The sequence below is a fragment of the Roseiterribacter gracilis genome, assembly GCA_018332375.1.
Taxonomy (GTDB): domain Bacteria; phylum Pseudomonadota; class Alphaproteobacteria; order BOG-932; family Roseiterribacteraceae; genus Roseiterribacter; species Roseiterribacter gracilis.
Genome location: BOPV01000001.1, coordinates 2,821,561 through 2,842,899 on the forward strand (window position 1 = coordinate 2,821,561; position 21,339 = coordinate 2,842,899).

Annotated in this window: 32 protein-coding genes and 1 tRNA gene; 12 read left to right on the forward strand and 21 right to left on the reverse strand. The window is 60.9% G+C overall.

The annotated features are described in order from the left end of the window. Positions 1-71 precede the first annotated feature (71 nt). On the forward strand, positions 72-323 hold the full coding sequence (locus TMPK1_RS13960; protein ID WP_420243634.1) for a hypothetical protein: 252 nt from the start codon (positions 72-74) through the stop codon (positions 321-323). On the opposite strand, the gene TMPK1_RS13965 is transcribed toward TMPK1_RS13960, so the two are convergent. From TMPK1_RS13965 to TMPK1_RS13990, 6 genes are read right to left on the reverse strand one after another with little or no spacing between them, the layout of a single operon-like run. Continuing rightward, positions 304-534 carry a hypothetical protein gene (locus TMPK1_RS13965; protein WP_420243635.1) on the reverse strand — a complete coding sequence of 77 codons (231 nt, stop codon included), beginning with the start codon at positions 532-534 and terminating at the stop codon, positions 304-306. The two genes, TMPK1_RS13960 and TMPK1_RS13965, sit on opposite strands and share 20 nt — an antisense overlap. After that, on the reverse strand, positions 534-770 hold the full coding sequence (locus TMPK1_RS13970) for a hypothetical protein (protein ID WP_420243637.1): 237 nt from the start codon (positions 768-770) through the stop codon (positions 534-536). Before TMPK1_RS13970 ends, TMPK1_RS13965 begins: the two co-directional genes overlap by 1 nt. Further along, entirely contained in the window at positions 763-1,887 is a 1,125-nt protein-coding gene (gene rlmN / locus TMPK1_RS13975) for a dual-specificity RNA methyltransferase RlmN (protein ID WP_420243639.1), read from the reverse strand. The genes TMPK1_RS13970 and rlmN overlap by 8 nt, the downstream gene beginning before the upstream one ends. Then, a complete protein-coding gene (locus TMPK1_RS13980; protein ID WP_420243641.1) occupies positions 1,887-2,423 on the reverse strand; it encodes an invasion associated locus B family protein in 537 nt (178 codons plus the stop codon). The genes rlmN and TMPK1_RS13980 overlap by 1 nt, the downstream gene beginning before the upstream one ends. A gap of 9 nt (positions 2,424-2,432) precedes the next feature. Further along, positions 2,433-3,143, reverse strand: coding sequence for a nuclease-related domain-containing protein (locus TMPK1_RS13985; RefSeq protein ID WP_420243642.1), 711 nt, complete (start codon positions 3,141-3,143; stop codon positions 2,433-2,435). Continuing rightward, positions 3,140-3,637 carry an RNA methyltransferase gene (locus TMPK1_RS13990; protein ID WP_420243643.1) on the reverse strand — a complete coding sequence of 166 codons (498 nt, stop codon included), beginning with the start codon at positions 3,635-3,637 and terminating at the stop codon, positions 3,140-3,142. Before TMPK1_RS13990 ends, TMPK1_RS13985 begins: the two co-directional genes overlap by 4 nt. 68 nt (positions 3,638-3,705) lie before the next feature. Between TMPK1_RS13990 and TMPK1_RS13995 the strand changes: the two genes are divergently transcribed. Beyond that, positions 3,706-4,257, forward strand: coding sequence for a hypothetical protein (locus tag TMPK1_RS13995; RefSeq protein ID WP_420243644.1), 552 nt, complete (start codon positions 3,706-3,708; stop codon positions 4,255-4,257). On the opposite strand, the gene TMPK1_RS14000 is transcribed toward TMPK1_RS13995, so the two are convergent. From TMPK1_RS14000 to trxA, 7 genes are all read right to left on the reverse strand, one after another. Further along, positions 4,254-4,913: a 3-oxoacid CoA-transferase subunit B gene (locus tag TMPK1_RS14000; RefSeq protein WP_420243645.1), complete on the reverse strand. Its 660-nt coding sequence runs from the start codon at positions 4,911-4,913 to the stop codon at positions 4,254-4,256. The genes TMPK1_RS13995 and TMPK1_RS14000 overlap by 4 nt on opposite strands. Before the next feature lies 1 nt (position 4,914). Continuing rightward, positions 4,915-5,625 (reverse strand): CoA transferase subunit A, encoded by a 711-nt coding sequence (locus TMPK1_RS14005; RefSeq protein WP_420243646.1) that lies wholly within the window; start codon positions 5,623-5,625, stop codon positions 4,915-4,917. Between the two features lie 90 nt (positions 5,626-5,715). Further along, positions 5,716-6,603 (reverse strand): YfbK domain-containing protein, encoded by an 888-nt coding sequence (locus tag TMPK1_RS14010; RefSeq protein WP_420243648.1) that lies wholly within the window; start codon positions 6,601-6,603, stop codon positions 5,716-5,718. Positions 6,604-6,612: 9 nt separating this feature from the next. Continuing rightward, positions 6,613-6,987 (reverse strand): gamma-butyrobetaine hydroxylase family protein, encoded by a 375-nt coding sequence (locus TMPK1_RS14015; RefSeq protein ID WP_420243649.1) that lies wholly within the window; start codon positions 6,985-6,987, stop codon positions 6,613-6,615. Beyond that, complete coding sequence (locus TMPK1_RS14020) at positions 6,984-7,172, reverse strand: Trm112 family protein (protein WP_420243651.1); 189 nt, start codon at positions 7,170-7,172, stop codon at positions 6,984-6,986. The genes TMPK1_RS14015 and TMPK1_RS14020 overlap by 4 nt, the downstream gene beginning before the upstream one ends. 10 nt (positions 7,173-7,182) lie before the next feature. Then, positions 7,183-7,860 carry an LON peptidase substrate-binding domain-containing protein gene (locus TMPK1_RS14025; RefSeq protein ID WP_420243653.1) on the reverse strand — a complete coding sequence of 226 codons (678 nt, stop codon included), beginning with the start codon at positions 7,858-7,860 and terminating at the stop codon, positions 7,183-7,185. Positions 7,861-7,878: 18 nt separating this feature from the next. Then, complete coding sequence (gene trxA, locus TMPK1_RS14030; RefSeq protein WP_420243655.1) at positions 7,879-8,799, reverse strand: thioredoxin; 921 nt, start codon at positions 8,797-8,799, stop codon at positions 7,879-7,881. A gap of 183 nt (positions 8,800-8,982) precedes the next feature. Between trxA and TMPK1_RS14035 the strand changes: the two genes are divergently transcribed. Beyond that, a tRNA-Gly gene (locus TMPK1_RS14035) sits at positions 8,983-9,057 on the forward strand. Positions 9,058-9,195: 138 nt separating this feature from the next. On the opposite strand, the gene TMPK1_RS14040 is transcribed toward TMPK1_RS14035, so the two are convergent. Next, positions 9,196-9,573: a hypothetical protein gene (locus tag TMPK1_RS14040; RefSeq protein ID WP_420243656.1), complete on the reverse strand. Its 378-nt coding sequence runs from the start codon at positions 9,571-9,573 to the stop codon at positions 9,196-9,198. 67 nt (positions 9,574-9,640) lie between these two features. On the opposite strand from TMPK1_RS14040, the gene TMPK1_RS14045 reads away from it, so the two are divergent. Continuing rightward, positions 9,641-9,871, forward strand: coding sequence for a hypothetical protein (locus tag TMPK1_RS14045; RefSeq protein WP_420243658.1), 231 nt, complete (start codon positions 9,641-9,643; stop codon positions 9,869-9,871). Between the two features lie 70 nt (positions 9,872-9,941). Then, positions 9,942-10,100 (forward strand): hypothetical protein, encoded by a 159-nt coding sequence (locus tag TMPK1_RS14050; protein ID WP_420243659.1) that lies wholly within the window; start codon positions 9,942-9,944, stop codon positions 10,098-10,100. Between the two features lie 81 nt (positions 10,101-10,181). Here TMPK1_RS14050 and TMPK1_RS14055 read toward each other — a convergent pair whose 3' ends face one another. The 4 genes from TMPK1_RS14055 to TMPK1_RS14070 all read right to left on the reverse strand — a co-directional run bounded on the left by TMPK1_RS14055 (position 10,182) and on the right by TMPK1_RS14070 (position 13,117). Then, positions 10,182-11,765: a hypothetical protein gene (locus tag TMPK1_RS14055; RefSeq protein ID WP_420243661.1), complete on the reverse strand. Its 1,584-nt coding sequence runs from the start codon at positions 11,763-11,765 to the stop codon at positions 10,182-10,184. A 59-nt stretch (positions 11,766-11,824) separates the two neighbouring features. After that, entirely contained in the window at positions 11,825-12,001 is a 177-nt protein-coding gene (locus TMPK1_RS14060) for a hypothetical protein (protein ID WP_420243663.1), read from the reverse strand. Between the two features lie 286 nt (positions 12,002-12,287). Further along, positions 12,288-12,830 (reverse strand): ImmA/IrrE family metallo-endopeptidase, encoded by a 543-nt coding sequence (locus tag TMPK1_RS14065; protein WP_420243664.1) that lies wholly within the window; start codon positions 12,828-12,830, stop codon positions 12,288-12,290. Next, a complete protein-coding gene (locus TMPK1_RS14070) occupies positions 12,827-13,117 on the reverse strand; it encodes a helix-turn-helix domain-containing protein (protein WP_420243665.1) in 291 nt (96 codons plus the stop codon). Before TMPK1_RS14070 ends, TMPK1_RS14065 begins: the two co-directional genes overlap by 4 nt. 300 nt (positions 13,118-13,417) lie before the next feature. Here TMPK1_RS14070 and TMPK1_RS14075 point away from each other — a divergent pair, with 300 nt between their 5' ends. The 6 genes from TMPK1_RS14075 (at position 13,418) to TMPK1_RS14100 (ending at position 17,623) form a co-directional block, all read left to right on the forward strand. Then, positions 13,418-13,882: a hypothetical protein gene (locus TMPK1_RS14075; RefSeq protein WP_420243666.1), complete on the forward strand. Its 465-nt coding sequence runs from the start codon at positions 13,418-13,420 to the stop codon at positions 13,880-13,882. Next, a complete protein-coding gene (locus TMPK1_RS14080) occupies positions 13,875-14,357 on the forward strand; it encodes a DUF7665 family protein (RefSeq protein ID WP_420243667.1) in 483 nt (160 codons plus the stop codon). Before TMPK1_RS14075 ends, TMPK1_RS14080 begins: the two co-directional genes overlap by 8 nt. Beyond that, a complete protein-coding gene (locus TMPK1_RS14085; RefSeq protein ID WP_420243668.1) occupies positions 14,305-14,820 on the forward strand; it encodes a hypothetical protein in 516 nt (171 codons plus the stop codon). The genes TMPK1_RS14080 and TMPK1_RS14085 overlap by 53 nt, the downstream gene beginning before the upstream one ends. Then, entirely contained in the window at positions 14,817-16,145 is a 1,329-nt protein-coding gene (locus TMPK1_RS14090; RefSeq protein ID WP_420243670.1) for a hypothetical protein, read from the forward strand. The genes TMPK1_RS14085 and TMPK1_RS14090 overlap by 4 nt, the downstream gene beginning before the upstream one ends. A gap of 547 nt (positions 16,146-16,692) precedes the next feature. After that, positions 16,693-17,115, forward strand: a complete 423-nt coding sequence (locus TMPK1_RS14095) for an ANTAR domain-containing protein (RefSeq protein WP_420243671.1) — start codon at positions 16,693-16,695, stop codon at positions 17,113-17,115. Between the two features lie 136 nt (positions 17,116-17,251). Next, entirely contained in the window at positions 17,252-17,623 is a 372-nt protein-coding gene (locus TMPK1_RS14100; RefSeq protein ID WP_420243672.1) for a response regulator, read from the forward strand. A 363-nt stretch (positions 17,624-17,986) separates the two neighbouring features. Here TMPK1_RS14100 and TMPK1_RS14105 read toward each other — a convergent pair whose 3' ends face one another. Then, positions 17,987-19,621, reverse strand: coding sequence for a tyrosine-type recombinase/integrase (locus TMPK1_RS14105; RefSeq protein ID WP_420243674.1), 1,635 nt, complete (start codon positions 19,619-19,621; stop codon positions 17,987-17,989). Between TMPK1_RS14105 and TMPK1_RS14110 the strand changes: the two genes are divergently transcribed. Next, positions 19,599-20,288, forward strand: a complete 690-nt coding sequence (locus TMPK1_RS14110; RefSeq protein ID WP_420243675.1) for a class I SAM-dependent DNA methyltransferase — start codon at positions 19,599-19,601, stop codon at positions 20,286-20,288. The genes TMPK1_RS14105 and TMPK1_RS14110 overlap by 23 nt on opposite strands. A 46-nt stretch (positions 20,289-20,334) precedes the next feature. Here TMPK1_RS14110 and TMPK1_RS14115 read toward each other — a convergent pair whose 3' ends face one another. Beyond that, entirely contained in the window at positions 20,335-20,955 is a 621-nt protein-coding gene (locus TMPK1_RS14115) for a LysE family translocator (RefSeq protein ID WP_420243676.1), read from the reverse strand. Between the two features lie 109 nt (positions 20,956-21,064). After that, positions 21,065-21,313 carry a GlsB/YeaQ/YmgE family stress response membrane protein gene (locus TMPK1_RS14120; protein WP_420243677.1) on the reverse strand — a complete coding sequence of 83 codons (249 nt, stop codon included), beginning with the start codon at positions 21,311-21,313 and terminating at the stop codon, positions 21,065-21,067. Positions 21,314-21,339 lie beyond the last annotated feature (26 nt).

A 21,339-nucleotide genomic window follows, 5' to 3' on the forward strand; every position in this document is an offset into this window, starting at 1 on the left:
CACTGGTCCCGAAGGCGCGGACGATACTTTCCTGATGTCGGCAATCCAACCCGGCGAAGGAGCGCAGAGCCATGCGAATCTTGATCGTCGTCCTATCCCTGGTGGCCATGCTGGTCCTGGCGGTCTGGGCCGGTTGGGACGTTGTGGCTGGTCTGGTCGGGGGCGAAATGAGCCCGGCCGGTTGGGCCGCCGCCATCATCGGCACGATTCTGACGATTGCGCTGGGATCGGGGCTGATGCTGTTGGTCTTCTATTCCTCGCGCCGCGGCTATGACGACCGCGTCGAGGAAGCGACGCACGGGGTTACGAGCGAGGAGCCCTGACGGGCCAGCGTCCGAGCGCCCACCACCACAGCAGCGGCAAGCCGACATAGGGCACGACGAAGGCCAGACCCCAGACCGGCGACCGTCCCGCTTTGCCGGCGACGACGCCGAACATGCACAAGGTCCAGCCGATCAGCGCCGCCACGATCAGATAGGCCGCCCAATCGGGCAGCGCGCCGAGCAATTCGAATTGCTGCAAATACGGCGGCATCAGTAGCTGCGCTTCTTTTTGCGATCGTCGACGCGCCACAGCTCTTTCGGACGCGACGGCCACGGCTTGAGCGCCAACACCGTGCCGATCAACGGCCAGCCGAACACCGGGATCAGCACCAACGCCGACCACGCCATCGCCAATCCCGCACGGCGCGCGATCAGCGCCAGGGCGGGAAGTGCGATTGCGGCGACGAGGAAATGAACCAGCAGCGGGTCGCTGAAAAAATCAGGCATCGATGCGCCGGCGCTGCCGCATGGAGTCGCTTTTCAACTGCCCGCATGCCGCAAGAATGTCGCGACCGCGCGGCGTGCGGATCGGCGACGCGTAATTCGCGTCCATCAGCACCTGCGCGAATTTCTGAATCGTCTTGTCGTCCGAACAATCGAACTCGGCGCCCGGCCATTTGTTGAACGGGATCAAGTTCACCTTGGCGTGAATGCCGGACAGCGACTTCACCAATTGCTTGGCGTCCGCCAGCGAGTCGTTGACGTCTTTCAGCATCACATATTCAAACGTGATGCGGCGCGCATTGCTGGCCGCAGGATATTCGCGGCAGGCGCGCAGTAAATCTGCGAGCGGGTATTTCTTGTTGATCGGCATGATGCGATCGCGCAACTCGTCGTTGGTCGCGTGCAGCGAAATCGCAAGATTGACGCCGAGTTCGCGGCCACAACGCTCGATCATCGGCACCACGCCCGAGGTCGACAGCGTGATGCGGCGCTTGGAAATCGCAACGCCTTCGCCATGCATCGCGATGCGCATCGCCTTGGCGACTTCGTCGTAATTGTAGAGCGGCTCGCCCATGCCCATCAGCACGATGTTGGTGAGCTGACGGTCTTCAGCCGTCGACGGCCATTCTTCCAGCGCGTCGCGTGCGTACAAAACCTGATGCAGAATTTCAGCGGCCGACAGGTTGCGCACCAGCGGCTGCGTGCCGGTATGGCAGAAGCGGCAGGTCAAGGTGCAACCGACCTGGCTCGACACGCACAGGGCGCCGCGATCGCTTTCGGGAATGTGGACGGTTTCGACTTCTTGTCCGTCGGGCATTTTCAGCAGCCATTTCTGGGTGCCGTCTTCGCTCTTCTGCGCGCGCGCAACGGTCGGACGATCGAGCGTGAAATGTTCGGCCAAGGTCGCACGCGCCGATTTGGCGAGCGTCGTCATCGACTCGAAATCGGTCGAACCGCGCTGATACAGCCAATGCCAAACTTGGCGAGCGCGAAAGGCAGGCAGGTCATACTCCGCCATCACCGCGACCAGCTCGTCCATTTCGAGCCCGATCAGCGATCGCTTGCCATCGGCACCATTGGTCGGCGCCGCATATGCGTTGCCGTGAGAATTCCCGCTCATCACTTCTTCTTCTTCGACGTCTTCTTCGGCGCAGCGCCGCCGGTGCAGCTTTTATCCAGCGCGTCGAACGCCGCCGCCGCACCACCCAAACTGAAATTATCGACCTGCGCCGCGCCGTCTTTGGTCGTGCCGGTGAACGCCAACAGACCCGACGTGCGGATCGCCTCGACCAGACGGGGATCGTCGGCGTCGGCGGCCCAGGCCGTGTCGCCCTGGGTATAGAGGGTGAACTGCTTGCCACCCACCGAAACCAGCGCAGTGGAGCGGTCTTTAAACGTATATCCGGGCAGAACCGAGACGACGCCCCGCGTCTTTTCGCCCGGGCGGTGGGTGATCATGACCCAGCCGGTGCGCTTGGGCGCCCCATTCGTCGACGGCGGCAGCTTGGCCGCAGCATAGCAAACCGGGCCGCCTTTTTCGCGATAGGAATAGATCGACCAGTCGCCATACGTGCCTTTGGGCACAGGCTCGGTCTGCGCCTGCGCCAAGGCGGGGACGAGAAAAGCGGCGAGAACGAGCGAGGCGTACCGAAACATCGCCGGAAATTAGCGACGCCTGGCCTCTGATCCAAGCAATGTGAAATTCCCGCCAAGCCGGGCCAGCATGCGGCGCCAGCGTGGCGGACGGCGCAGCGCCAGACGAAACTCGCGTGCGGTCCGTACAAATGAGACCGACACTGGCGGCACCGTTTCGATCCGCGGTGCAACGCGCGCTAGCACGCAATGGACCCAGCGCTGCAACGGCGCCTGCACCGGGCGCGCAGCACCACCGGGCAGAAGAACCGAAAGCCAGGTCGCTGGATTCGGCTCGTCGCCGAACAGAAACCGGTCGGGCGCACCGGACAGGCGCGCAAAGTCGAGCGCTTCGTCGCCGTCCATCTCCAACATCGCGACGGCGTGCTGCAACGGCAGGAACAGTCCCGCGTCGCGCAGCAGCGCAAATTCACGGTCGGTTTGCAGCTTGGCCCACAGACGATGCAGCGCGCGTTTCGATTGCGCCAACGGATCGCCGCACGCGATCCACGCATCGGCACCACGATGCAACACTTCGCACTGGCCGTTCTGCACGCGCCAACGCGACGCTTTGCATTCGATCACCGCAAGACCGCGCGCTGCGTGCAAAACAAGAACATCAATTTGCCGCGCGAACGGATCGTCGTCGGTCGCAACGTCGTGCAGCACGAGATATTCGCTGCCAAGCGCGGCGCGCAACCGCGCCACGACAGCTTCTTCGTGTGCACGGCCTGACGAATTCATGCAGTGCGGACGGGACCGCCGACGCGCACGGGACGTTCGGCCCAACTGCCGAGGCTGATCATGCGGTCGTACAAAACGATCGCGCCGGCGACGCCGACATTGACGCAGAATTTGGTCGGGATCTTCACCACGTGATCGCAGCGCGCGACCAGCGCGGGCGTCAAGGATCCACGTTCGCGCCCCAACACATAGGCGGCGCGCAACGGATGCCGGAATTGCGGCAGATCGACTGCATCGTCGGTCAGCTCGACACCGACCAGCACGCAGCCTTGCGGCAAAGTCAGTTCGGCCGCCGTGTTCCATTGATAGAACGGCAGATGCAGCGCCGCGTCCGACGTATCGGATTGGCGCAGCCCGTCGAAATCGACGCTGGGATTGACCGCGAAAAAGAAACTGGCGCCGAACGCATGCGCCGATCGCATCAGGTTGCCGGCATTTTGCGGCTTGCTGATCGATTCGACGCCGACACCAAAAAATCCACGTTGAGGCTGCATGGGCCGGACCATGCCCAAAGCGCCTCCAAGATGGAACGGGGGGCGCTGTCGCGGCCTTCTCCCTATCCATGAACCCAACTTCCGTCACCGGACGTCTCAGCTGGGGCGCCGTGCTGGCCGGCGCCGCCTTCAGCACCGCGATCCTGGTGGCGCTGCACCCGATCTGCAGCAGGCTCGGCCTTGTCTGGGTGATCGCAACCGTCCTGGCACTGGCGGCCGGCGCCTATCTGGCTGCGCGAATTTCGCGCCAGAGCGGCGCGCTGCACGGCGTCACTGTCTGGGCCGTCGTTGTCGTCGCAACCAACCTGTCACTGATCCCGCTGGCTGCGCGCAGCGACCCAGGAATCGCAGCGATGCTCGCACGTGCCGACAGTCCGGACGGCGTGCAGCTGCAGTTGCGGCAATTGATGGCCAATCCGTCGAGCGTCGACCGCGCGTCGCTGACGCGCGCGATGGCGGCGCAAGCCGGCATTCCCGAAGATCAGGCGACCGCGCGCCTGGAACAGTTTGAATCGCAGGCGCGCAGCAGCACGCTGTGGACGTTCGCAGCCTTGCTTGCAGGTCTTGCTGCCGCCTGGTTCGGCGGCATCCGCGGCGCCAGAGAAACGTTCCGCGCTTAAGCGGCCTGCTGGCCGATCGCGACGTCGAACGGCGCGTCGGTCTTGGCGCGGATTTCGTCGACCGTCACGCCGGTTGCGGTTTCGAGCAGACGCGGCGTCTTCCCGCCACGCTTGTCGAGTTCGAACACGCCGAGATCGGTGATGACGATGTCGACCACGCCGGTGCCGGTCAGCGGCAGATTGCACGCCTTGAGCAATTTCGGCGCGCCGGTCTTCTCGACATGCTCCATCACGACGACGACGCGCTTGACGCCGGCGACGAGATCCATCGCGCCGCCCATGCCCTTCACCATTTTGCCGGGCACCATCCAATTGGCGAGATCGCCATTGGCTGCAACCTGCATGGCGCCGAGAATCGACAGATCGATATGCCCGCCGCGGATCATGCCGAACGAGTCGGCGCTGCTGAAATAGCTCGATTCCGGCAATGCGCTCACGGTCTGTTTGCCGGCATTGATCAAGTCGGCGTCGACTTCGTCGTCGAACGGAAACGGGCCGATGCCCAACATGCCGTTCTCGGATTGCAGCGTCACTTTCATGCCGGCGGGCACGTAGTTCGCAACCAAGGTCGGAATGCCGATGCCGAGATTGACGTAGAAACCGTCGCGCAATTCTTTGGCGGCGCGCGCCGCAATGTCGTCGCGAGTCCAAGCCATGTTATGCGGCCTCCCGCTTGCGGGTCGTTCGTTGTTCGATGCGCTTCTCGAATTTTCCTTCGAGAATGCGCTGCACGAAAATACCGGGCGTGTGGATGCCGTCGGGATCGAGCGAGCCGACCGGCACCATATGCTCGACTTCGGCGACGGTGATCTTGCCCGCGGTCGCCATCATCGGATTGAAATTCCGCGCCGTCTTTCGATAGACGAGGTTGCCTTCTTCATCGCCCTTCCAGGCTTTGACGATCGACAGGTCGGCGACGATGCCGCGTTCCATCACGTATTTGCGGCCGTCGAATTCGCGCACTTCCTTGCCGTCTGCGACCTGCGTACCGACGCCGGTTGCGGTGAAGAAAGCGGGAATACCGGCGCCACCGGCGCGAATACGTTCCGCTAGTGTCCCTTGCGGATTGAATTCGATCTCAAGCTCGCCTTTGAGATAGAGCTCGGCGAACAATTTGTTCTCGCCGACATAGGACGAGATCATCTTTTTGACCTGTCGCGTTTCGAGCAGCTTGCCGAGGCCGAACCCGTCGACGCCGGCATTGTTCGACACAATGGTCAGGTTCTTCACGCCGCTGGCGACCAGCGCGTCGATCAGGTTTTCGGGAATGCCGCACAGGCCGAACCCGCCGGCCATGATGGTCATGCCATCGAACAATGCGCCGTCGAGCGCCGTCCGCGCGTCCGTCACGAGTTTCCGCGATGCCATCCCGAGCCCTCGATCTTCGTGGAGCTGGGTCCGTAGCCGTTTGCGGCACGTGGCGTCAATTCATCAGACGATGAATCTCGCGCAGGTCGGCTATTCGCGGCTCCGCTCGGGCACGCCTGAGACGGTGTGATCGGCGCTGCGCACCGCCGCCAGCATGCGGGCGCGGCGCCCGTCCGGATCGCGTGCGGCTGGCGGGGCGGCAAGCATTTCCACGTCGGAATAGTCGAAGTCGCGCACCGCACGGTCACCGCGCAGCACCAGCCCGAACGCGGCGGCGGCAATCGCAAAGCGTGTTTCGGAATCGATCTTCTCGACATCGTCGACCGCAGTGACTGCGATGGCCCGCGCCAGGCTGCTGGGTTCGTTGGCGCTGGCGGTGCGCCAATGGAGCTGCACCGTGCCGAGATGAATTTGGGCGCGCGCATCGCGGCGCTGCGCCCACGGCCGCGCCGGCGTCAATTCGTACAGCGTCTGCGCAAGTTTTCCGTCGGCCGACATTGCGACGCGGTCGCCGCCGATCGGACGTGCGCGTGCAACTTCGGTCGGATCGAATTCGATCGCGACACCTTCGTCGCTGGTAAGATTGGTAAGCTTGCTTCCATCGGCGCTGCGCACCGCGACATGCAGCAACCAACCGCTTTCATTCCACGGCGAACGCAGCAACGTCGTGTGCACGTCGTATGGCGCGTCGCGCGGTGCGGGCACGTCGTAGACGAAGCCCGCAACCAATGATGCGACGTCCAAGGTTGCGCGCGACGGCAATTCGCGATGCGACAGCGCCTGTTCGACGGTTTCGAGCGCTTCGGTCGGCGGCACCAGGCGCCAGACGAAATTTCGCCGTTCGACTTGGTTCGGGCGGCCGGGCGCCGGACCCGCCGCACGTTGCGCCGGCGCCGGGTCGGGTTTCTTTTGATCGTCGTCGCAGCCGCTGACCAACAGCGCCAACGCCAGACCGATAAGTCGCAATCCTGCTCGCATGGCTTTCGCCTACGCGCGACTCATGGCGGGATCGCGGCGGGCGCCTGCGGCGTCGAGCCGCTTCAGGTAATCGGCCCAGCGCGCGGCCTGCTCGCGGCCAAGCAGATGCAAATAGGACCAGCTGTAGAGGCCGGTGTCGTGGCCGTCGCTGAACCGCAGTCGGACCGCGTAGTTTCCGATCGGCTCGACCGCGTCGATTGTGACGTCGCGCTTGCCGGTCACCAGTTGCTTGGGACCGGCGCCGTGACCCTGCACTTCGGCCGACGGCGATTCGACGCGCAGATATTCGGCCGGCAACGAGGCACGCGTGCCGTCGTCGAAATCGATCTCAAGCGTCTGCGTTGCCCGAACGAACTTGATCTCGCTCGGCCAAATATCGGTCATGGATCGAGTTGCCGTGCTTCGTCGACGAGCATGATCGGAATGCCGTCGCGAATTGGATAGGCGAGACGGGCTGCGTCGCTGATCAGTTCCTGCGCGCTGGAATCGTAGCGCAGTGGCTGTTTGGTCAGCGGGCAGACCAGAAGGTCGAGCAGCTTGGGGTCGACGGTGCGGCGCGCGTCAGGCATGCGCCGGAATCTAGTGGCAGGGGTCGTCGCCGTCCATCGGCGTCGCGACCGCGATTTCGAGCAGTGCCATCATGACTTTGGCGCGGTCTTTGAGACAGGTCGCTTCGAGCAGCGCCTGTTTCTCGCTCGACGCAAACGGGCAGATCATCGCCAGCGAGGTCACCAATTTCTCGTCAGGCGCGCTTTCGATCGCATCCCAATTGGCGGACAGGCCTTGTTGCCGGAAGTACGCCTGCAACAATTCGAGCAGACGCGAACGATCGATCGGTGCGACGCCAGCTTGTTGATAGTCGGCTTGGAACGCCGACCAATCGACATTGACGCGGCGATAGCCTTTGACCATCGCCAATTCGTCTTTGACATGAAACCGTGCCAGGCCGGTCAGCGTGACGAGATAGCGGCCGTCTTCGGTCTCATTGAAACTGGTGATGCGGCCGGCGCAACCGACCGGAAAAATCGGTTCGCCGTTGCCGGACTTTGCGCGGTGCGCGCAGCCTTCATCGCAAGGCTGGATCATGCCGACCAATCGATCGCCGCGGATCGCATCGTCGAACATCGCGAGATAGCGCGGCTCGAAAATGTTCAACGGCAGTTTGCCGCGCGGCAGCAACAGCACGCCCGCCAACGGAAAGATCGGCAGCGTCGTGGGCAACTGCTCGAATGGTGGATCGAAAGCGCTGCGGGACATGAACTAGCCAGCTAGGGCTTAGCTGAACAAAATCGAGGAGAGTTTTCGCCGCCCCTGAATCGTCAGCGGGTCGGCAGGGCCCCAGGCTTCCCAGAATTTGACCAGCTGTTTGCGTGCTTCGCCGTCGTTCCAGGCGCGGTCGCGGCGAATGGAGTCGAGCAGAATATCGCCCGCCTCTTCGAGTTTGCCGGCCGCATAGAGGCCGAGCGCCAGTTCAAGCCGGGCCGCCTGATCGGCCGGATCGCGCGCGACTTTGGCTTTGAGATCGTCGAGCGGGCCGCTTTTCGCTGCTTGTTCGGCAAGATCGAGCTGGGTGCGCACGGCAACGATCGCAGGATCTTTGGCGACGCTTTCGGACAATGTGGCGAGGCGCGTCTTCGCGCCTTCAATGTCGCCGGTGGCGAGCACGGTGCGCAGCAAACCCGCATGCGCCGCCGCCAATTCCGGATCGTGTTCGAGCAGCGCCGCGTAGATTTCGGCTGCGCCCGCAACGTCGCCTTCGTCTTCGGCCTGTTTGGCTTCGGCGAGCGCGGCTTCAATTCCTTCTTCTTCGCTGTCGGGTGCGCCTTTCAGCAGACGTTCGACGAACTGCTTCACCTGGCTTTCGGGCAGCGCACCCATAAAGCCATCGACCGGGCGGCCGTCGAGGAACGCGTACACAGTCGGAATCGACTGCACGCGCAGCGCCTGCGCCAGCTCGGGATTCTCGTCGATATTCACTTTGACCAGGCGGACCTTGCCCTTGGTCGCGCCGATGACCTTTTCCAGCGCGGGCGTCAGCTGGCGGCACGGGCCGCACCACGGCGCCCAGAAATCGACCACGATGGGGCGTTCGCGCGAGGCTTTCAGGACGTCGGTCTCAAAGCTTTGCGTCGTGGCGTCGATCACCGCGTCGTCGGCGTGCGGTGCCGCTGCGGTCTGGCCGAGCGTGAAGGTCATGCGATCAATTCCGTACTGAAGGCGATTTGAGGCGGCGATTAGATGTGCGGCCGGGACCCGCGGGGCAAGGCGTTTTCGTCGCAGGCCTGGGCTTCCGGGTCAAATTCGGGGCCGCTTGCGCCCGGAACGCGGATCCGTATAGTGCGCGACTTCCGCGGCGGGCCCTGCCGCGGGATTCGGAGCGCGGGCGTAGCTCAGGGGTAGAGCACAACCTTGCCAAGGTTGGGGTCGAGGGTTCGAATCCCTTCGCCCGCTCCATTTTCTACCAGACAGATCAGGTTGTTAGCCGCGAGCGACTCGCTCGGCGGCTGCTTCCACGCGGCCGCGCGCGGCGATTTGGAAGCAACTTGGAAGCAAGACCGGTTTTTGGGGTCGAGATTCGGCATTTTCCGACCCTCACTTGCGCGACAACTGCCGCAGGTTCCGCAGGCACGTGCGAACCGCGGGGTGAATGTCCTCTTCCTGCACGACCAGGACGCGCAGCTTGGCGATCACGTCGGCAACGGAATCGACCTGGGCTCGATAGATGCGCGTGGCGATCTTGTCGGCCCGCGTCAGTAGCCGCCCCTGCTCGTCCATCGCCTTCTGCACCGCCGCTTTCTTTTCCGCGACCTGCGCAGCGCCCGATGCCCTGCGTTGTGCGGCGAAGAACGCGTTTTCGTGCTGGGTCACAACACGGTTCACCGCATCGACCTGCCGAAGCGTTGATCGCCACTCGACCAATAGACGCTGCGGCCCCTGCCCTGCGCTGTGTGCGCGTTTCCGCGTTGTCATTGTTCTTCCTTTCGTTGCTGCCGCGTCGGTTGCCTTTGCTTTTCGGATTGCGGGATGCCGCTCCGGATTGGATGCCGCCATTCCACGCCAGCATGGCGGCATCCTCCCACCTCCCTTCGACGCATGTGCTAAACGTTTTTCGTTTAGGCATTTGCACGCGTTTGGCGCGGCCAAGTTCGATCCCGGCTCGCAAACCTCATCCTGCTTCAAGCAGAACGAAAGTCAACACGATTTTCGTTTAAACGATATTCCGATGATAGCCAGTCCTAATGGCTGGCCGGAAAACATCACGGCGTAGAAAGACGATCGTCGATCCGCGGTATCGCGAACTCGTGCAAGAGCTTCGCCGTGCGCGTGAAGATCAAGAAATGAGCCAAGGCGCGCTCGGCGAGGCGATTGGGCGCGATCAGATGTACGTCTCGCGCGTTGAATCCGGCGATCAGCGAATCGACGTTTTCGAGTTTGTCCATCTCTGCCAGACGCTCGATCTGGATTGGGCTCGTTTGTTGAAGCGGTTTGCTACGTAGCGACAGTGCGATGATCGAGCGCGTTAGCCCGCTTTAATCATGTGGCAGATGCGCCGGCGACCGACCGCACGCTTCGTCGGATTAGTCGAGCGGCTTGGGAACATATGAGGTGTCGTCCTTGATACACACCGTATCGTCCGAATACGGCGCGTACACATCTTCAGCATGCGTGAGCAATCGCAGATAGCCAGGCGCATGGCAGAGCAATTTACTTTCTCGATATTGGCTAGCGGTCGCATCGAACACCGCATGTGCGCGTATGCGCCCATTAGCGACGTTCGGATAAGAAAGCTCCTCGACAGTTCCGAATTCCACGACCCAGACGAAGCGCGGCAACAGCATTGTCGCTATGTTCTGGATGACGACTGCTGGATGCGTATTGCGCAGCGCTCGCTCTTTATAGCGCCAGCCGTAAGTTAAGTACGTGCGCGCCAACACCTGACCATTGCGCACGTCGCGCACAAACGCCTCACCGTCATTGACGGAAGTTCCGAGCTTATCGCGGTAGGCGTCTCGAAATTCCTCCCAGCGATCGACGTAGCGGCTCAGCATATCGCGGCCCAAACGCTCAGCGGTATCCGCGTTCAGGTAAACTTTGGTAGGCATTGGGATCATCAGATAGTGCACGTGATCCCGAACGTTGTACGGCGTGTCGCCCTCTTCATTCCCGCCAACCGGAATACGCACACAGCTTCCAATCTGATCGTCATTGACGAGGAAGGCTGGGCAATAAGCGGCGACCGTAGAGCCTTCTGAGTGTCGCTCCGGACCGCCAAGAACGCGGCCGACCGCAACTACTGCATGATAGGATGCGTCATCCGGCGACCACGGCCGAAGGCCAAGAATGACCGGTATGCCAGAGTCCACGAAACGATGGATAATTTCTTCCGGACGAAAATGATCGGGCCACCGAAGTTCGCCTTGGTCGATGCGCGCGGCATAAATGATTGGCTCACGCCCCATCGCGCGCAGCGCTGATCCTATGTTCAACGCACTTAGGCCATCCGATCCGTAGGGGAGCCGGTCTGACATGTAGCTTTCGTGTCGTACCGCTGCTTCCGTAATCGCTGACGTCGAATACCAGCGCTCTCGGTGCTTGGTATGAAGATGCCGTCCGGCCATCCAAATCGCCGCTTGAGCACAAGCGCCAACCTGCGTGTCTTGCTGCGTGAACGGGATTCCCCGAACGATCATTCTGGCGCCGAGCAAATGCACTTCGTGCTCGGCGCTAATCAAAACTTGTCGCTCCGGCCACTTACCTGTGTCGCAAGCTATTACTGCTCGGGCTATCGGTGCGTGTTCCAAGGGACGCGTAACTATGAACCCGAGATATTTTTTCTGCCTGCTGAGAATCTCCAGCCCTTCATAGATCGCGCCCGCTGCCGCGATCTTCACGAGATCAGAAGTAAAGAAGTGCCAGCGCTGGCATACTTTGTGATGTGCCCTGAACACTCCGGCGTAAAACTTCGTGAAGTCATCGCTGAAGTCGCGATCGAGATAGGATTCTTCGAGGATCACGGCGCCGGCGCCCAGCGCGCGGAAGTCGTCGATCAGCTTATTCGCAACGTGGTCAATAGCGCCCGTCGCGGTCATGCTTAGTTTGATGTTGGCCCAATCCGCGTCGGTTGACAGCGCAAGGGCTCGGAACTTCCCGGTCAGTTGCATGTAGGGACAATAAAAAAGGCAGCCGAAGCTGCCTTTTTAACAGAAGAGAATGCGGGATTTTATCGAAATCGCGTCTTCATGACCTGGAAATCGGGGCTCCGCAGATACGCCTCAATTTGCTCAATGTCAGCGCGCGCCGTTTCGCTAACGCCCCGGTCTTCTTCTGGAGTTGGATGCGATGCTGCATCTTGGACCCGCAACAACTCGATCGGGTCGCCAGAAAGACGGCGATTCATGGCAATTCCCCATCTACGATCATCTGAAATTCATACCCGGAAAATAACTACAACGCCAGAAAAGCCTTGACTCAATTTTAAATTGGTTACAGCGCGCATTGCGGTCAACTCGCTGATTCGATTCCCACTTTTCCGGGAATTCCTTAATTCCTGAAAAAAGAAACAGCGCGTTTGCGCCCATTGGGGACGTAGATCAAGCCCGAGCAGCAACGTTGGTCCCGAATCAGCAATCGTTGTACGCGGACAGCCGGGAGGCGCCACGGGCGCAATGCCGAAGCCCAGTGCTCTAAGTTTCGCGGCTTTGAGCAAATAGGTTTTGAAGGCGATACGTCATAGCTTGACGGCTCACGCCATACTTCTTTGCAAGGACAGCGACCACCGCTTCGTCCTCAATGTCGAGGGAAGCTGGATCGATTTCTGCTCTAAGCATTGCAGAAGGCATCAAGATTGATGCAGCAAACGTATTCGCCTCGATCTCAGCTACATATTTGCCTTCAGATGATTTGTCGGAGCGAAGGAAGACGCTGAACGTGGTGTCCACGTGAACTGGCGCGCGTTCGTGAAGCTTAAAATGTCCTAGCTCGTGGGCGATCGTGAATCGCTGCCGTTCGCGACTCTGCCCGTTGTTCACGACAATATCAGCGCTATCCCCTTCGCGAACCAAAAAGCCGGATACGCTTTTATCATCGAACGAATCGAAGTGGATCGATGCTCCTTCGCCGCGCGCGATCTGCACTATGTCGATCGGCGCTTTCGCGCTTTGGTATTTAGCGAGTAGTTCTAAAACGACGCTTTCGATGCGCGCGTATCGCACGCGAAGCGGTGTCATGCCGCGTCGCTGCGCTTGCGTTGCCACTGAACGACGATCTCCGGAAGTCCTGGCTTCGGGGTTTGTATCTCAGTCGTCTTCGGCCACAGCTTCGTGACAGGAACATCCAACGCAGTAGCTATGCGATCGAGTTGATCGACCAGGACACGCTGCTTGCCAGTTTCAATGCTCGTCAGAGATGTCCGTGAAAGGCTCAGCTTTTCGGCCAATTCGCCCTGCGTCAGGCCTTTCTTTTCGCGCTGCTCGCGAATGCGGCTTCCCATCCGCTGATAAAAAACGTCGTCCATACAGACTCCCCTACGACCCCATGATCGCGCCGCTATCGCGAGTTTATTGCCCGATTCGAACCCGTCAACCGTGTCAACAAACCGCAGAGACGGCATGGGTGACAGTGAAACAACCATCCCCGGCCCTCCTCGGTTCCGAGCTAGCCCACGCGCATCATCTCGGCAGATTTCCGTTTTAAATCAGTAAGTTATAAACATTTAGACACGCCATGATGTCGGTGTGGTTGACATTGAAGACTGCCAATCCATATACGGTTAGAAACCCAAACAGGGGGCTAGCCCGAAGGAGGGGCTGCAGAAATGAAGAACGTAGAGATCCATACGGAAGCCGGGGGGCTTCACAGCGTCGAACTCGAAAATGCCGAGGATCTGCTTCGCGTGATCCGCGAAGCTGCGGGGCTGGGCGAGGACGCCCATGTGTTCGAACACGATGGTGAAGAGCCGCTGATCGATATTGAAATCGTCCGCGACCGCAAAGCACTCGTGATGGTCGTTCATCGGTGCCGTCAGGTTCAGGTGACGGTCCGCTTCGACCAAGAAAAGTCGAAAGCCTTTCCGCCGTCGGCCACGATCTACCGCATCCTCAAATGGGCCGTCGGCAAGCAAGGCTTCAACCTCGATCCGGACCAGGCCGGTAAGGCCAATCTGACGCTTCCGAATGCAGTCAGTCCGCTGCCCAAGGACACGGTTGTTGGCACCCTGACAGACGGCGCAACCTGCAGCTCACATCTCGTGCTGACACTGAAAGACTTCACCAATGGGTGAGGATGTCAGCGCAGGTGAGCGCGCGCTAAACAAGCACCTCGCGTCCGCCAAGTTCATCGCCGGCAGTGAGACTGGCCGATGGACAATCGTCTCTCGAAGCGGGCCGGAAGTTATAATCCGAGTCAGCGCCGTTGATCGGGATTCGAGCGAACACGCTTCGTTCGATTTCCGTTTCTACTGCGATGACCTACCCGCGCAACCGCCGCTCGTGGAGATTTGGGATACAGCCAAGGGCGTGCAGCTTGCCAACGAAGCGCGCCCAACCTTTCCGCCGCACGTCGCTGACGCCTTCAAACACTGGGATCATGGGTTGTACCGCCCGTGGGAACGCCGTTGTGCAGGCCACAACAACTGGGCAGCGCTTCGTCCTGATCTAGCCTGGCGCCCTGATCGCGAAATCACATTTATTTTGGAGGAACTCCATGCGCTGGTTGCGGATTACGCTTCAGCGGTTGCTGCGCGTAGAGCCGCCTAGGATCGTTTGCGAAGAACGAGTCTGGGCTGACGGCGTCGCTGATTTGGAGCGAAGGACACAGAAGCACACACGCGAGAGCGGCGCCTTTCTGCTGGGCGTACGCTGCGGTGAGCAACTGCAGATTCGTGAATTCGTCTTTTACGACGACATTGATCCGGCTGCGCTCAACACCGGCATCGTTCATTTCCACGGCGCTAAATTCGAAGCGCTATGGAACTTATGCGCGGAGAAAAAGCTGCAGGTCGTCGCAGACGTACACGTTCACCCCTTTGGATATGAGCAAAGCGAGTCGGATCGTGCGTATCCGGCGATCCCGCGCGCGGGGCATATCGCGTTCATTTTACCGAACTTCGCTCGCGGCCCGAAGCACCCCGGCGGCATCGGCCAGTTCGAGTACCGCGGCAACGGGGCGTGGATGGATCAAACAAAACGAGGCAGCCGATTTTTTAAGGTGCTGAAATGATTCCGCTCAGAGAATCGCGGATCATCAAGGCGCTGACGGACCATCCGAACGGCCTTCTCTTCGATGAAGCGCTTGCGCGCTTGAAGGGAATACGGGCCTTGATTGTTTGCGACAGCGCAGCCGCCAACTCGCCTGCAGGACAAGCTGCGATGCTTACGGCAGCGGCAACCGCAAAGAAGACGTTCGGCGAAGTTCGCGTAATAGCTGACCCCAACGTTCCGCTGTTTGCGTGCGGGCCGCTCGGCAATCGCATTGGCGACGCGCTGACGCGGATCGGTGTTCCGCTCAGCGCTGACATTGAAGCGACGCACGTTATCACGATTGGCGACACTCCACCGTGTGGGGCCTGGTATCGCCGTTGTTGGTGGAACGGATGGCACGCTGGACTTGATTCCGACGCGAGACTCGGAGACGGGATGAATCCGCTGGCGGGCGTGTATTCGGGCGCCCTCGCCACAGCTGCAATCTTTCGCACCGTTGGAACCGAAGCCGTCCTTCGCTTCCGTCCTATGTGCACTTCACTTTGGGAGCCACACCTCGAAGTTCGCGACGCGGATATTGGCCCGAAGGCCGTCGATGTACCGAACAATGTTTGGATCGTCGGTCTAGGCCATGTCGGCCAGGCATATGCTTGGGCCTTGACCTTCCTGCCCTACTCCGGTCGGCGGCGCGCCCATCTGCAGGACTTCGACTTGCTTGCGGAGGAGAATGAGGGGACCAGTCTCGCGTTCTGGAATGAAGTCCCTTTTGGAGAACGGAAAACACGCTTGGTTTCCCGTTGGCTTGAATGCGCCGGTTGGAAAACCACGCTCATCGAGCGCCCCTTCAATGCCCCTCCATTGTTTGAAATTGACGACCCCCGCATCGCGCTAGTCGGTCTAGACAAAGTGCCGCCTCGGAAACTCGTTGCGACCGCTGGATTCGAGCATGTCGTCGATGGCGGTACTGGCGGGGGCGCGACCGAGTATGAATGCTTTCAAGTTCGCACGTTTCGAAACGGCGATTCAGTCGAAGCCGCCTGGAATCCGGAGCGACCCAAAGCGCGCGAGGCTACGCTTGCGATGCCTGCCTATGCTGAGTTGCTCTCAACAGCTGACGCCCGTACGCGCTGTGGGCTAGTCGAAATCGCCGATGCGTCCGTTGCCTTACCGTTTGTCGGTGCAGCGGTCGCTGCAATTGCCGTAAGCCAAGCAATTAGGCTCGCCTCCGGGCGACGCTGTGCTCGACTGCTTACGTCGGATTTGGCCCTGCCGGGCATGCCTATGAGTAGCGGGACCACGGATCCAGCGGAGACTAATTTCGGCTCGGAGCCAATGCGCTTCTAAACCGACGGATTACAGGTAGTCAGCTAGATGGCTGCGGCGCGTGGCCTAATGGGCCTGCGTGTTGAAGGTTCCAGCCGGAGCGGCGATGGTGCTGTCGAAAGACAAGCTCTCTGCTGCTCTCGCCTATGGCACGGCACCAGCCTATTCGAACGGCACCAAGATAAGTGCCTCAGCGCATAAGGATTTGTGCGCCTTTCGTCTACAAGCAGCACCATTCCTTTTATCTTGCCGTACAGCGCCCGATCCGCCAATCCGATCCGCCAGACCAAGCAAAGTACGCGTACCTGCGCTTTTGTACGCCAAAGTACGATGCGTCTATCCGCAACAAGCGACGGCAAATGCGTGTTAGCGCTGTATTCGATGCGCCGTCAAATCGTTTTGGATTTGCTTTCGCGCTGCACGCGACACGCGTTGGGGAATGCGTTGCACCATACCTGAAGCGCACTGTTCGCGGCCGTCGAGGAACGACGCGTCCGCCGAAATGTTGGGATAAGGCGGGCTTCGGTTGCATTTGCCGACCGGCGCGTTGCCCCTGCGCGGGGATTAAATGCCGACAACATTTGACCATGTAATCGCACCGCGGCGCCTGCAGGCCGATCATTTGCACGTCCTCGTTTTGCATGCCGACGAGGTGGGGGGTGCAACGCTTTGCAGCTTGTTGCGGGACTTAAGCCACGATTGTTTGTGCGCATCTTCGATTTCGGATGCGCTATCACTTGTCGGCGAAACAACGTTCGATGTGGCGATCATCGACATTTCGTCCGACGCCGCGACTGACGGATTTCTTGCGGCGCAACTACTTAGACGCGCCGCGCGATTGCAAGCGCTGTTCGTCGGTGACCTATATTCAAAGCCGCTTGAGGTGCTGACGGAACGTCTCGGCATCGGATACCTGACATGGCCGTTTTCATCGCACGCATTGCAACGTGCGCTTTTGCACGCGCGCAACGAACTCATCGACGACGCGTAGTCTGACAATGTTTGCTACTCGCGCCGCTATGCGGACGGCGCGAAGCGCTGTTGACACAAACTGAAATAAGCACAATTTGTCCAACTTACTCACTCGCAATTTGGGGCCGTTTAGCTCCTTGTAAGGTTGGATTCCGGTGAATGTTCTTGTCGTCGATGACGAGCCTCGCGTCGCTGGTTTGCTTTGTGAAATGGTGCGGGAGATGGGGCACCAATGTGTCAGCACAGGAAGTGCTGAATCCGCTACGGGCGCCGCATCATTGGGTGAGTTCTCGTTGGCGATTGTGGACATCAATCTTGGCCACGGAATCGACGGCATTTCGTTGGCGCGCATTCTGAAACGCGATCATCACATTCCGACGGTTCTCGTTAGCGGATACCGCACGCCCGGCATGGATAACTTGATCGAGGAAAATGCGATCGGCTTTCTTCCAAAGCCGTTCACTTCGTCCGATCTCCGCACATTGCTGATCGATATTTATGCGCGCATGGCGCGCGGCGCTTCGTAGAACGGAACGACTTTCGCGGTTCTGTTGCGGGTCGAACACGCTTCAAAAAAAATCTGCTGCAAATTCTGGGCGGGGTGCAGGCAACGCCTGCACCCCTGCCAAGCGGCGAGCGAAAGCGACGGGGTTGGGTGGTACGCGAACCGCCGAAGCCGGGTTGTGTGCAACGCGTGGCGTCAAGGGACGGACGCTGAAACGCGCTCGATGCACGCCATGCGATGCACGCGGCCCTGCTTCGGCTGGCGTTCGCGTGCCAAGCGGGAGGACCAGCGCAATGGTCCTACCCCGCACTTACCCGCCCCGGCACGGGGCGGGGACAAGAGGATCAGCGCACGTTCATTGCGCGCTGATCGTTATTCGAGCGCATCACGCGAACTGTTTCAGCGCCGGTTCTATCTCGGTCACATCGAGCGGCGACGGCATTGTGGCCGCACCATCAAGCAGCCCGGCAATCATCGCGGCGACCCTATCGGCAGCAAGCCCAAGCGCTGCGTCGAGATGCACATAGCGTTGCGTGACGCCACTCGCCGCGTGCCCCAGCAACGCGCGAATGGTCAATTCGGAGAACCCCACATCGCCTGCGATGCTGGCAAAGGTGTGCCGCAGAACATGCGGCGTCACCTCGGTCAGATTTGCGCGCGTGCATACTCGATCCAGCACGCGCACGACGCCGATAAAGTGACCGTCGCCCCAATCTGCGGGAAACACGAACGGCGATCCATCCACGGTTGGCTGTGCTTCGATCAACTCGACCGCAGCGGCGCCGACATACCGCAATTGCGGTCCGCTTTTCGTGTCGGGAAAGCGAATGGCGCGGCGTTCGACCAACCAGGCTCGCTGCAAACCCAAGCCTTCCATGCGGCGAAAGCCGGTCAGCAGCAGCAGTCGAATTGCAGCCAACCCGGTCGGGTGTTCGCCTTCTTGCGCAACGGAACGCAGCGCCAAACCGAACGCACGCAACTCGGTTTCGTTGAGCCGGCGCTCTCGCACATTGCCGGCGAAGATGCGCGCACCCATCGCCGGATTGTTGTCGATCAGGCCGCGGCGCCGCGCGTGACTAAGCAAACTGCGCAACGTCGAGACGCTGCGGGCCGCCGTTCCTTCGCCGCCCGTCGTGGCGCCGCCGCGACTCCCGACGCGTGGTTTCGCCGTCTTTCCGGCCGCAATATCAGCCTGCATGTCCTCGACATCGGCGAGTTTCAGCGCGGCGACAGGCAGCTTTCCAAGCAGCGGCTTGATGTGCGCGACGATGCGGCTGCGATCCATTTTGAGCGACGACGCCTTGATCGGCCGGCGACGGCGCCCCAGCAGCCGGCCCGCTTCCGCCTCTTCCAAGTACCAGTCGCAGACCTCGGCGACGGTCATGATTTTGCGCGCGGCTTTTCGGGCGGCGGACGGATCGTCGCCCAGCGTGACATGGGCGAGGTGCTTGCGCGCGACTGTCCGGGCCTGATCGGTGGTGACAACACCGTGCCGCCCGATCGACATGCGGCGCGTCTGGCCGACCTGGGTCCGGTACTGCACGACGTAGGTCTTTACGCCGGTCGGCTGCACCCGGACCCCGAACCCGCTGATCTCGTCGTCCCAGACAAAGACCTCGCGCGCCGGGTCCGGCCGCAAATTATCGACCACCCGTTTGGTGAGCCGCGACACGTTAGAACTTTCGCCGAACCTTCTGCTTACGAGCATCAGAACGGCTCCCGATTCGGAAGCAAGGCGTAAGCAGACGGGCGTCGTGCGATTAGAAATTCCGGCGCAGAAAATCGTAGAAAAACTGATCTTGTCCATTGATCGCGTTGACAAAAGCGCGCGCGAGCGCGTATTCCGTCGAACATCGGAGTAACGACCTGGGTCGCGTTGCCAAGGTTGGGGTCGAGGGTTCGAATCCCTTCGCCCGCTCCATTTTCTTCTCAGTCGGATTTGAACCGACCCGGTGGCGCCGTTACGCCTCGGGGCGGCTTTTTGCGTTTGAGGCGGCATGGACTTCACATCGTTCGACAAGCGCCACTACCCGGTCCTGCGACCCAGCGACGGGTATGGCGAATGGGCGCCGACCTATGAGGCGACCGTTCTCGACCTGATGGATCTGCGGTTGCTGGCCCAGCTTCGCTGTGTCGACTGGAAGGAAAGCGCCGCAGCAATCGACCTTGCCTGCGGCACCGGTCGGATCGGCGCCTGGCTGCGTGCCCAAGGCGTGCGGCGTCTCGACGGCGTGGATCTGACGCCCGCGATGCTGGCGCTGGCGACGCAGAAGAACGTCTACGACACGCTGCAACAAGGCGACGTCACCGCAACCGGCCTTACCTACGGTGCGTATGATCTCGCGACGCAGAGTTTGGCCGACGAGCATCTCGCCGATCTGCAGCCGCTCTATCGCGAAGTGGCCCGGCTGCTACGTCCGGGCGGTCGGTTCGTGCTGGTCGGGTACCACCCGCATTTTCTGATGCTGGGCATGCCGACGCATTTCGATCGCGCCAACGGCGAATCCGTGACCGTCGAAAGCCACGTCCATCTTTTCGCCGATCACGTCGCCGCTGCGCACGCGCACGGCTTCGTGTTGCAGGAGATGATCGAAAGCGTCATCGACGATACGTGGGTCGCGGCGAAACCAAAATGGGAAACGCACCGCAATCATCCGATCAGCTTTGCGATGGTGTGGCGGCGTTAGCGCCCCCCCCCGCCGGCGCAGGCCGGCAAACAAATAAAGCGCGCCGCTAACGGCGCGCGTCCAGCGCCATGCGTGTTGCGAAACCGCCCAGCGCCAATCCCATGAACCAGCGTTGCGCGGTCGCCCAAGCCGGACGACGCAACAGAAACGATGCGATCGCGCCGGCTGCGCAGACATAGATGCTGTTGCCGACCAGACTGACGACGATCTGCGTTCCGCCCAGCAACAGCGACTGCAGCAACACGTTGCCGTGTTCGGGCGTGACGAATTGCGGAATCACCGAGAGATAGAACATCGCGATCTTCGGGTTCAGCAGGCTGGTGAGCAGCCCCATCGAAAACAATTTGGCGCGGCTGTCGCGCGGAAGCTCGCTAACCTGAAACGGCGAACGTCCGCCCGGACGCAGCGCCTGCACCGCGAGATAGAACAGATAGGCCGCACCCGCGAGGCGCAGCGCGTCATAGGCGTAGGGCACCGCCAGCAGAAATGCCGTCAGGCCCAACGACGCGCACAGCACATAGACGACAAAGCCAAGCACGACGCCGCCGAGCGAGATCATGCCCGCGACGCGTCCCTGGCTGATCGAGCGCGAAATTAGATAGGCCATGTTCGGCCCAGGCGTGATCACCATCATGACAGCGATCAACAGAAAGGTGGCGGTCGGCATACCGCCTCGTCGCACGCGATCGTGCGGCGTGAAAGCGAAGACGCCTCACGCCGCGGTGAGCCTAGTCGCAACGCCGGCGCAGGCCGGCAAACCAACAAGCGTCGCGAAGCTAGCTGTCGCGACGCCCCGCGAACATCCGATAGATCAGCAGCAGAATCATCGCGCCGATGACGCTGCCGGCGAACCCTGCCGGTTCGCCCGGCAGATACCAGCCCAGTGTCTGGCCGATATAGGTGCCGACGAACGAGCCCGCGATGCCAAGCACGATCGTGATGATGAATCCGCTGGGATCGCGGCCCGGCATCAGCAGCTTGGCCACCAGGCCGACCAAAAGACCGATGATGATCGTGACTAGCATCTCGCAACTCCGCCGGATGTTCTGTA

Bases quoted from the DNA above. Each gene is read 5' to 3' on its own strand.
- TMPK1_RS13960 (WP_420243634.1), top strand. From the start codon at position 72: ATGCGAATCTTGATCGTCGTCCTATCCCTGGTGGCCATGCTGGTCCTG.
- TMPK1_RS13965 (WP_420243635.1), bottom strand. From the start codon at position 534: ATGCCGCCGTATTTGCAGCAATTCGAATTGCTCGGCGCGCTGCCCGAT.
- TMPK1_RS13970 (WP_420243637.1), bottom strand. From the start codon at position 770: ATGCCTGATTTTTTCAGCGACCCGCTGCTGGTTCATTTCCTCGTCGCC.
- rlmN (WP_420243639.1), bottom strand. From the start codon at position 1,887: ATGAGCGGGAATTCTCACGGCAACGCATATGCGGCGCCGACCAATGGT.
- TMPK1_RS13980 (WP_420243641.1), bottom strand. From the start codon at position 2,423: ATGTTTCGGTACGCCTCGCTCGTTCTCGCCGCTTTTCTCGTCCCCGCC.
- TMPK1_RS13985 (WP_420243642.1), bottom strand. From the start codon at position 3,143: ATGAATTCGTCAGGCCGTGCACACGAAGAAGCTGTCGTGGCGCGGTTG.
- TMPK1_RS13990 (WP_420243643.1), bottom strand. From the start codon at position 3,637: ATGCAGCCTCAACGTGGATTTTTTGGTGTCGGCGTCGAATCGATCAGC.
- TMPK1_RS13995 (WP_420243644.1), top strand. From the start codon at position 3,706: ATGAACCCAACTTCCGTCACCGGACGTCTCAGCTGGGGCGCCGTGCTG.
- TMPK1_RS14000 (WP_420243645.1), bottom strand. From the start codon at position 4,913: ATGGCTTGGACTCGCGACGACATTGCGGCGCGCGCCGCCAAAGAATTG.
- TMPK1_RS14005 (WP_420243646.1), bottom strand. From the start codon at position 5,625: ATGGCATCGCGGAAACTCGTGACGGACGCGCGGACGGCGCTCGACGGC.
- TMPK1_RS14010 (WP_420243648.1), bottom strand. From the start codon at position 6,603: ATGCGAGCAGGATTGCGACTTATCGGTCTGGCGTTGGCGCTGTTGGTC.
- TMPK1_RS14015 (WP_420243649.1), bottom strand. From the start codon at position 6,987: ATGACCGATATTTGGCCGAGCGAGATCAAGTTCGTTCGGGCAACGCAG.
- TMPK1_RS14020 (WP_420243651.1), bottom strand. From the start codon at position 7,172: ATGCCTGACGCGCGCCGCACCGTCGACCCCAAGCTGCTCGACCTTCTG.
- TMPK1_RS14025 (WP_420243653.1), bottom strand. From the start codon at position 7,860: ATGTCCCGCAGCGCTTTCGATCCACCATTCGAGCAGTTGCCCACGACG.
- trxA (WP_420243655.1), bottom strand. From the start codon at position 8,799: ATGACCTTCACGCTCGGCCAGACCGCAGCGGCACCGCACGCCGACGAC.
- TMPK1_RS14040 (WP_420243656.1), bottom strand. From the start codon at position 9,573: ATGACAACGCGGAAACGCGCACACAGCGCAGGGCAGGGGCCGCAGCGT.
- TMPK1_RS14050 (WP_420243659.1), top strand. From the start codon at position 9,942: ATGAGCCAAGGCGCGCTCGGCGAGGCGATTGGGCGCGATCAGATGTAC.
- TMPK1_RS14055 (WP_420243661.1), bottom strand. From the start codon at position 11,765: ATGCAACTGACCGGGAAGTTCCGAGCCCTTGCGCTGTCAACCGACGCG.
- TMPK1_RS14060 (WP_420243663.1), bottom strand. From the start codon at position 12,001: ATGAATCGCCGTCTTTCTGGCGACCCGATCGAGTTGTTGCGGGTCCAA.
- TMPK1_RS14065 (WP_420243664.1), bottom strand. From the start codon at position 12,830: ATGACACCGCTTCGCGTGCGATACGCGCGCATCGAAAGCGTCGTTTTA.
- TMPK1_RS14070 (WP_420243665.1), bottom strand. From the start codon at position 13,117: ATGGACGACGTTTTTTATCAGCGGATGGGAAGCCGCATTCGCGAGCAG.
- TMPK1_RS14075 (WP_420243666.1), top strand. From the start codon at position 13,418: ATGAAGAACGTAGAGATCCATACGGAAGCCGGGGGGCTTCACAGCGTC.
- TMPK1_RS14080 (WP_420243667.1), top strand. From the start codon at position 13,875: ATGGGTGAGGATGTCAGCGCAGGTGAGCGCGCGCTAAACAAGCACCTC.
- TMPK1_RS14085 (WP_420243668.1), top strand. From the start codon at position 14,305: ATGCGCTGGTTGCGGATTACGCTTCAGCGGTTGCTGCGCGTAGAGCCG.
- TMPK1_RS14090 (WP_420243670.1), top strand. From the start codon at position 14,817: ATGATTCCGCTCAGAGAATCGCGGATCATCAAGGCGCTGACGGACCAT.
- TMPK1_RS14095 (WP_420243671.1), top strand. From the start codon at position 16,693: ATGCCGACAACATTTGACCATGTAATCGCACCGCGGCGCCTGCAGGCC.
- TMPK1_RS14110 (WP_420243675.1), top strand. From the start codon at position 19,599: ATGGACTTCACATCGTTCGACAAGCGCCACTACCCGGTCCTGCGACCC.
- TMPK1_RS14115 (WP_420243676.1), bottom strand. From the start codon at position 20,955: ATGCCGACCGCCACCTTTCTGTTGATCGCTGTCATGATGGTGATCACG.
- TMPK1_RS14120 (WP_420243677.1), bottom strand. From the start codon at position 21,313: ATGCTAGTCACGATCATCATCGGTCTTTTGGTCGGCCTGGTGGCCAAG.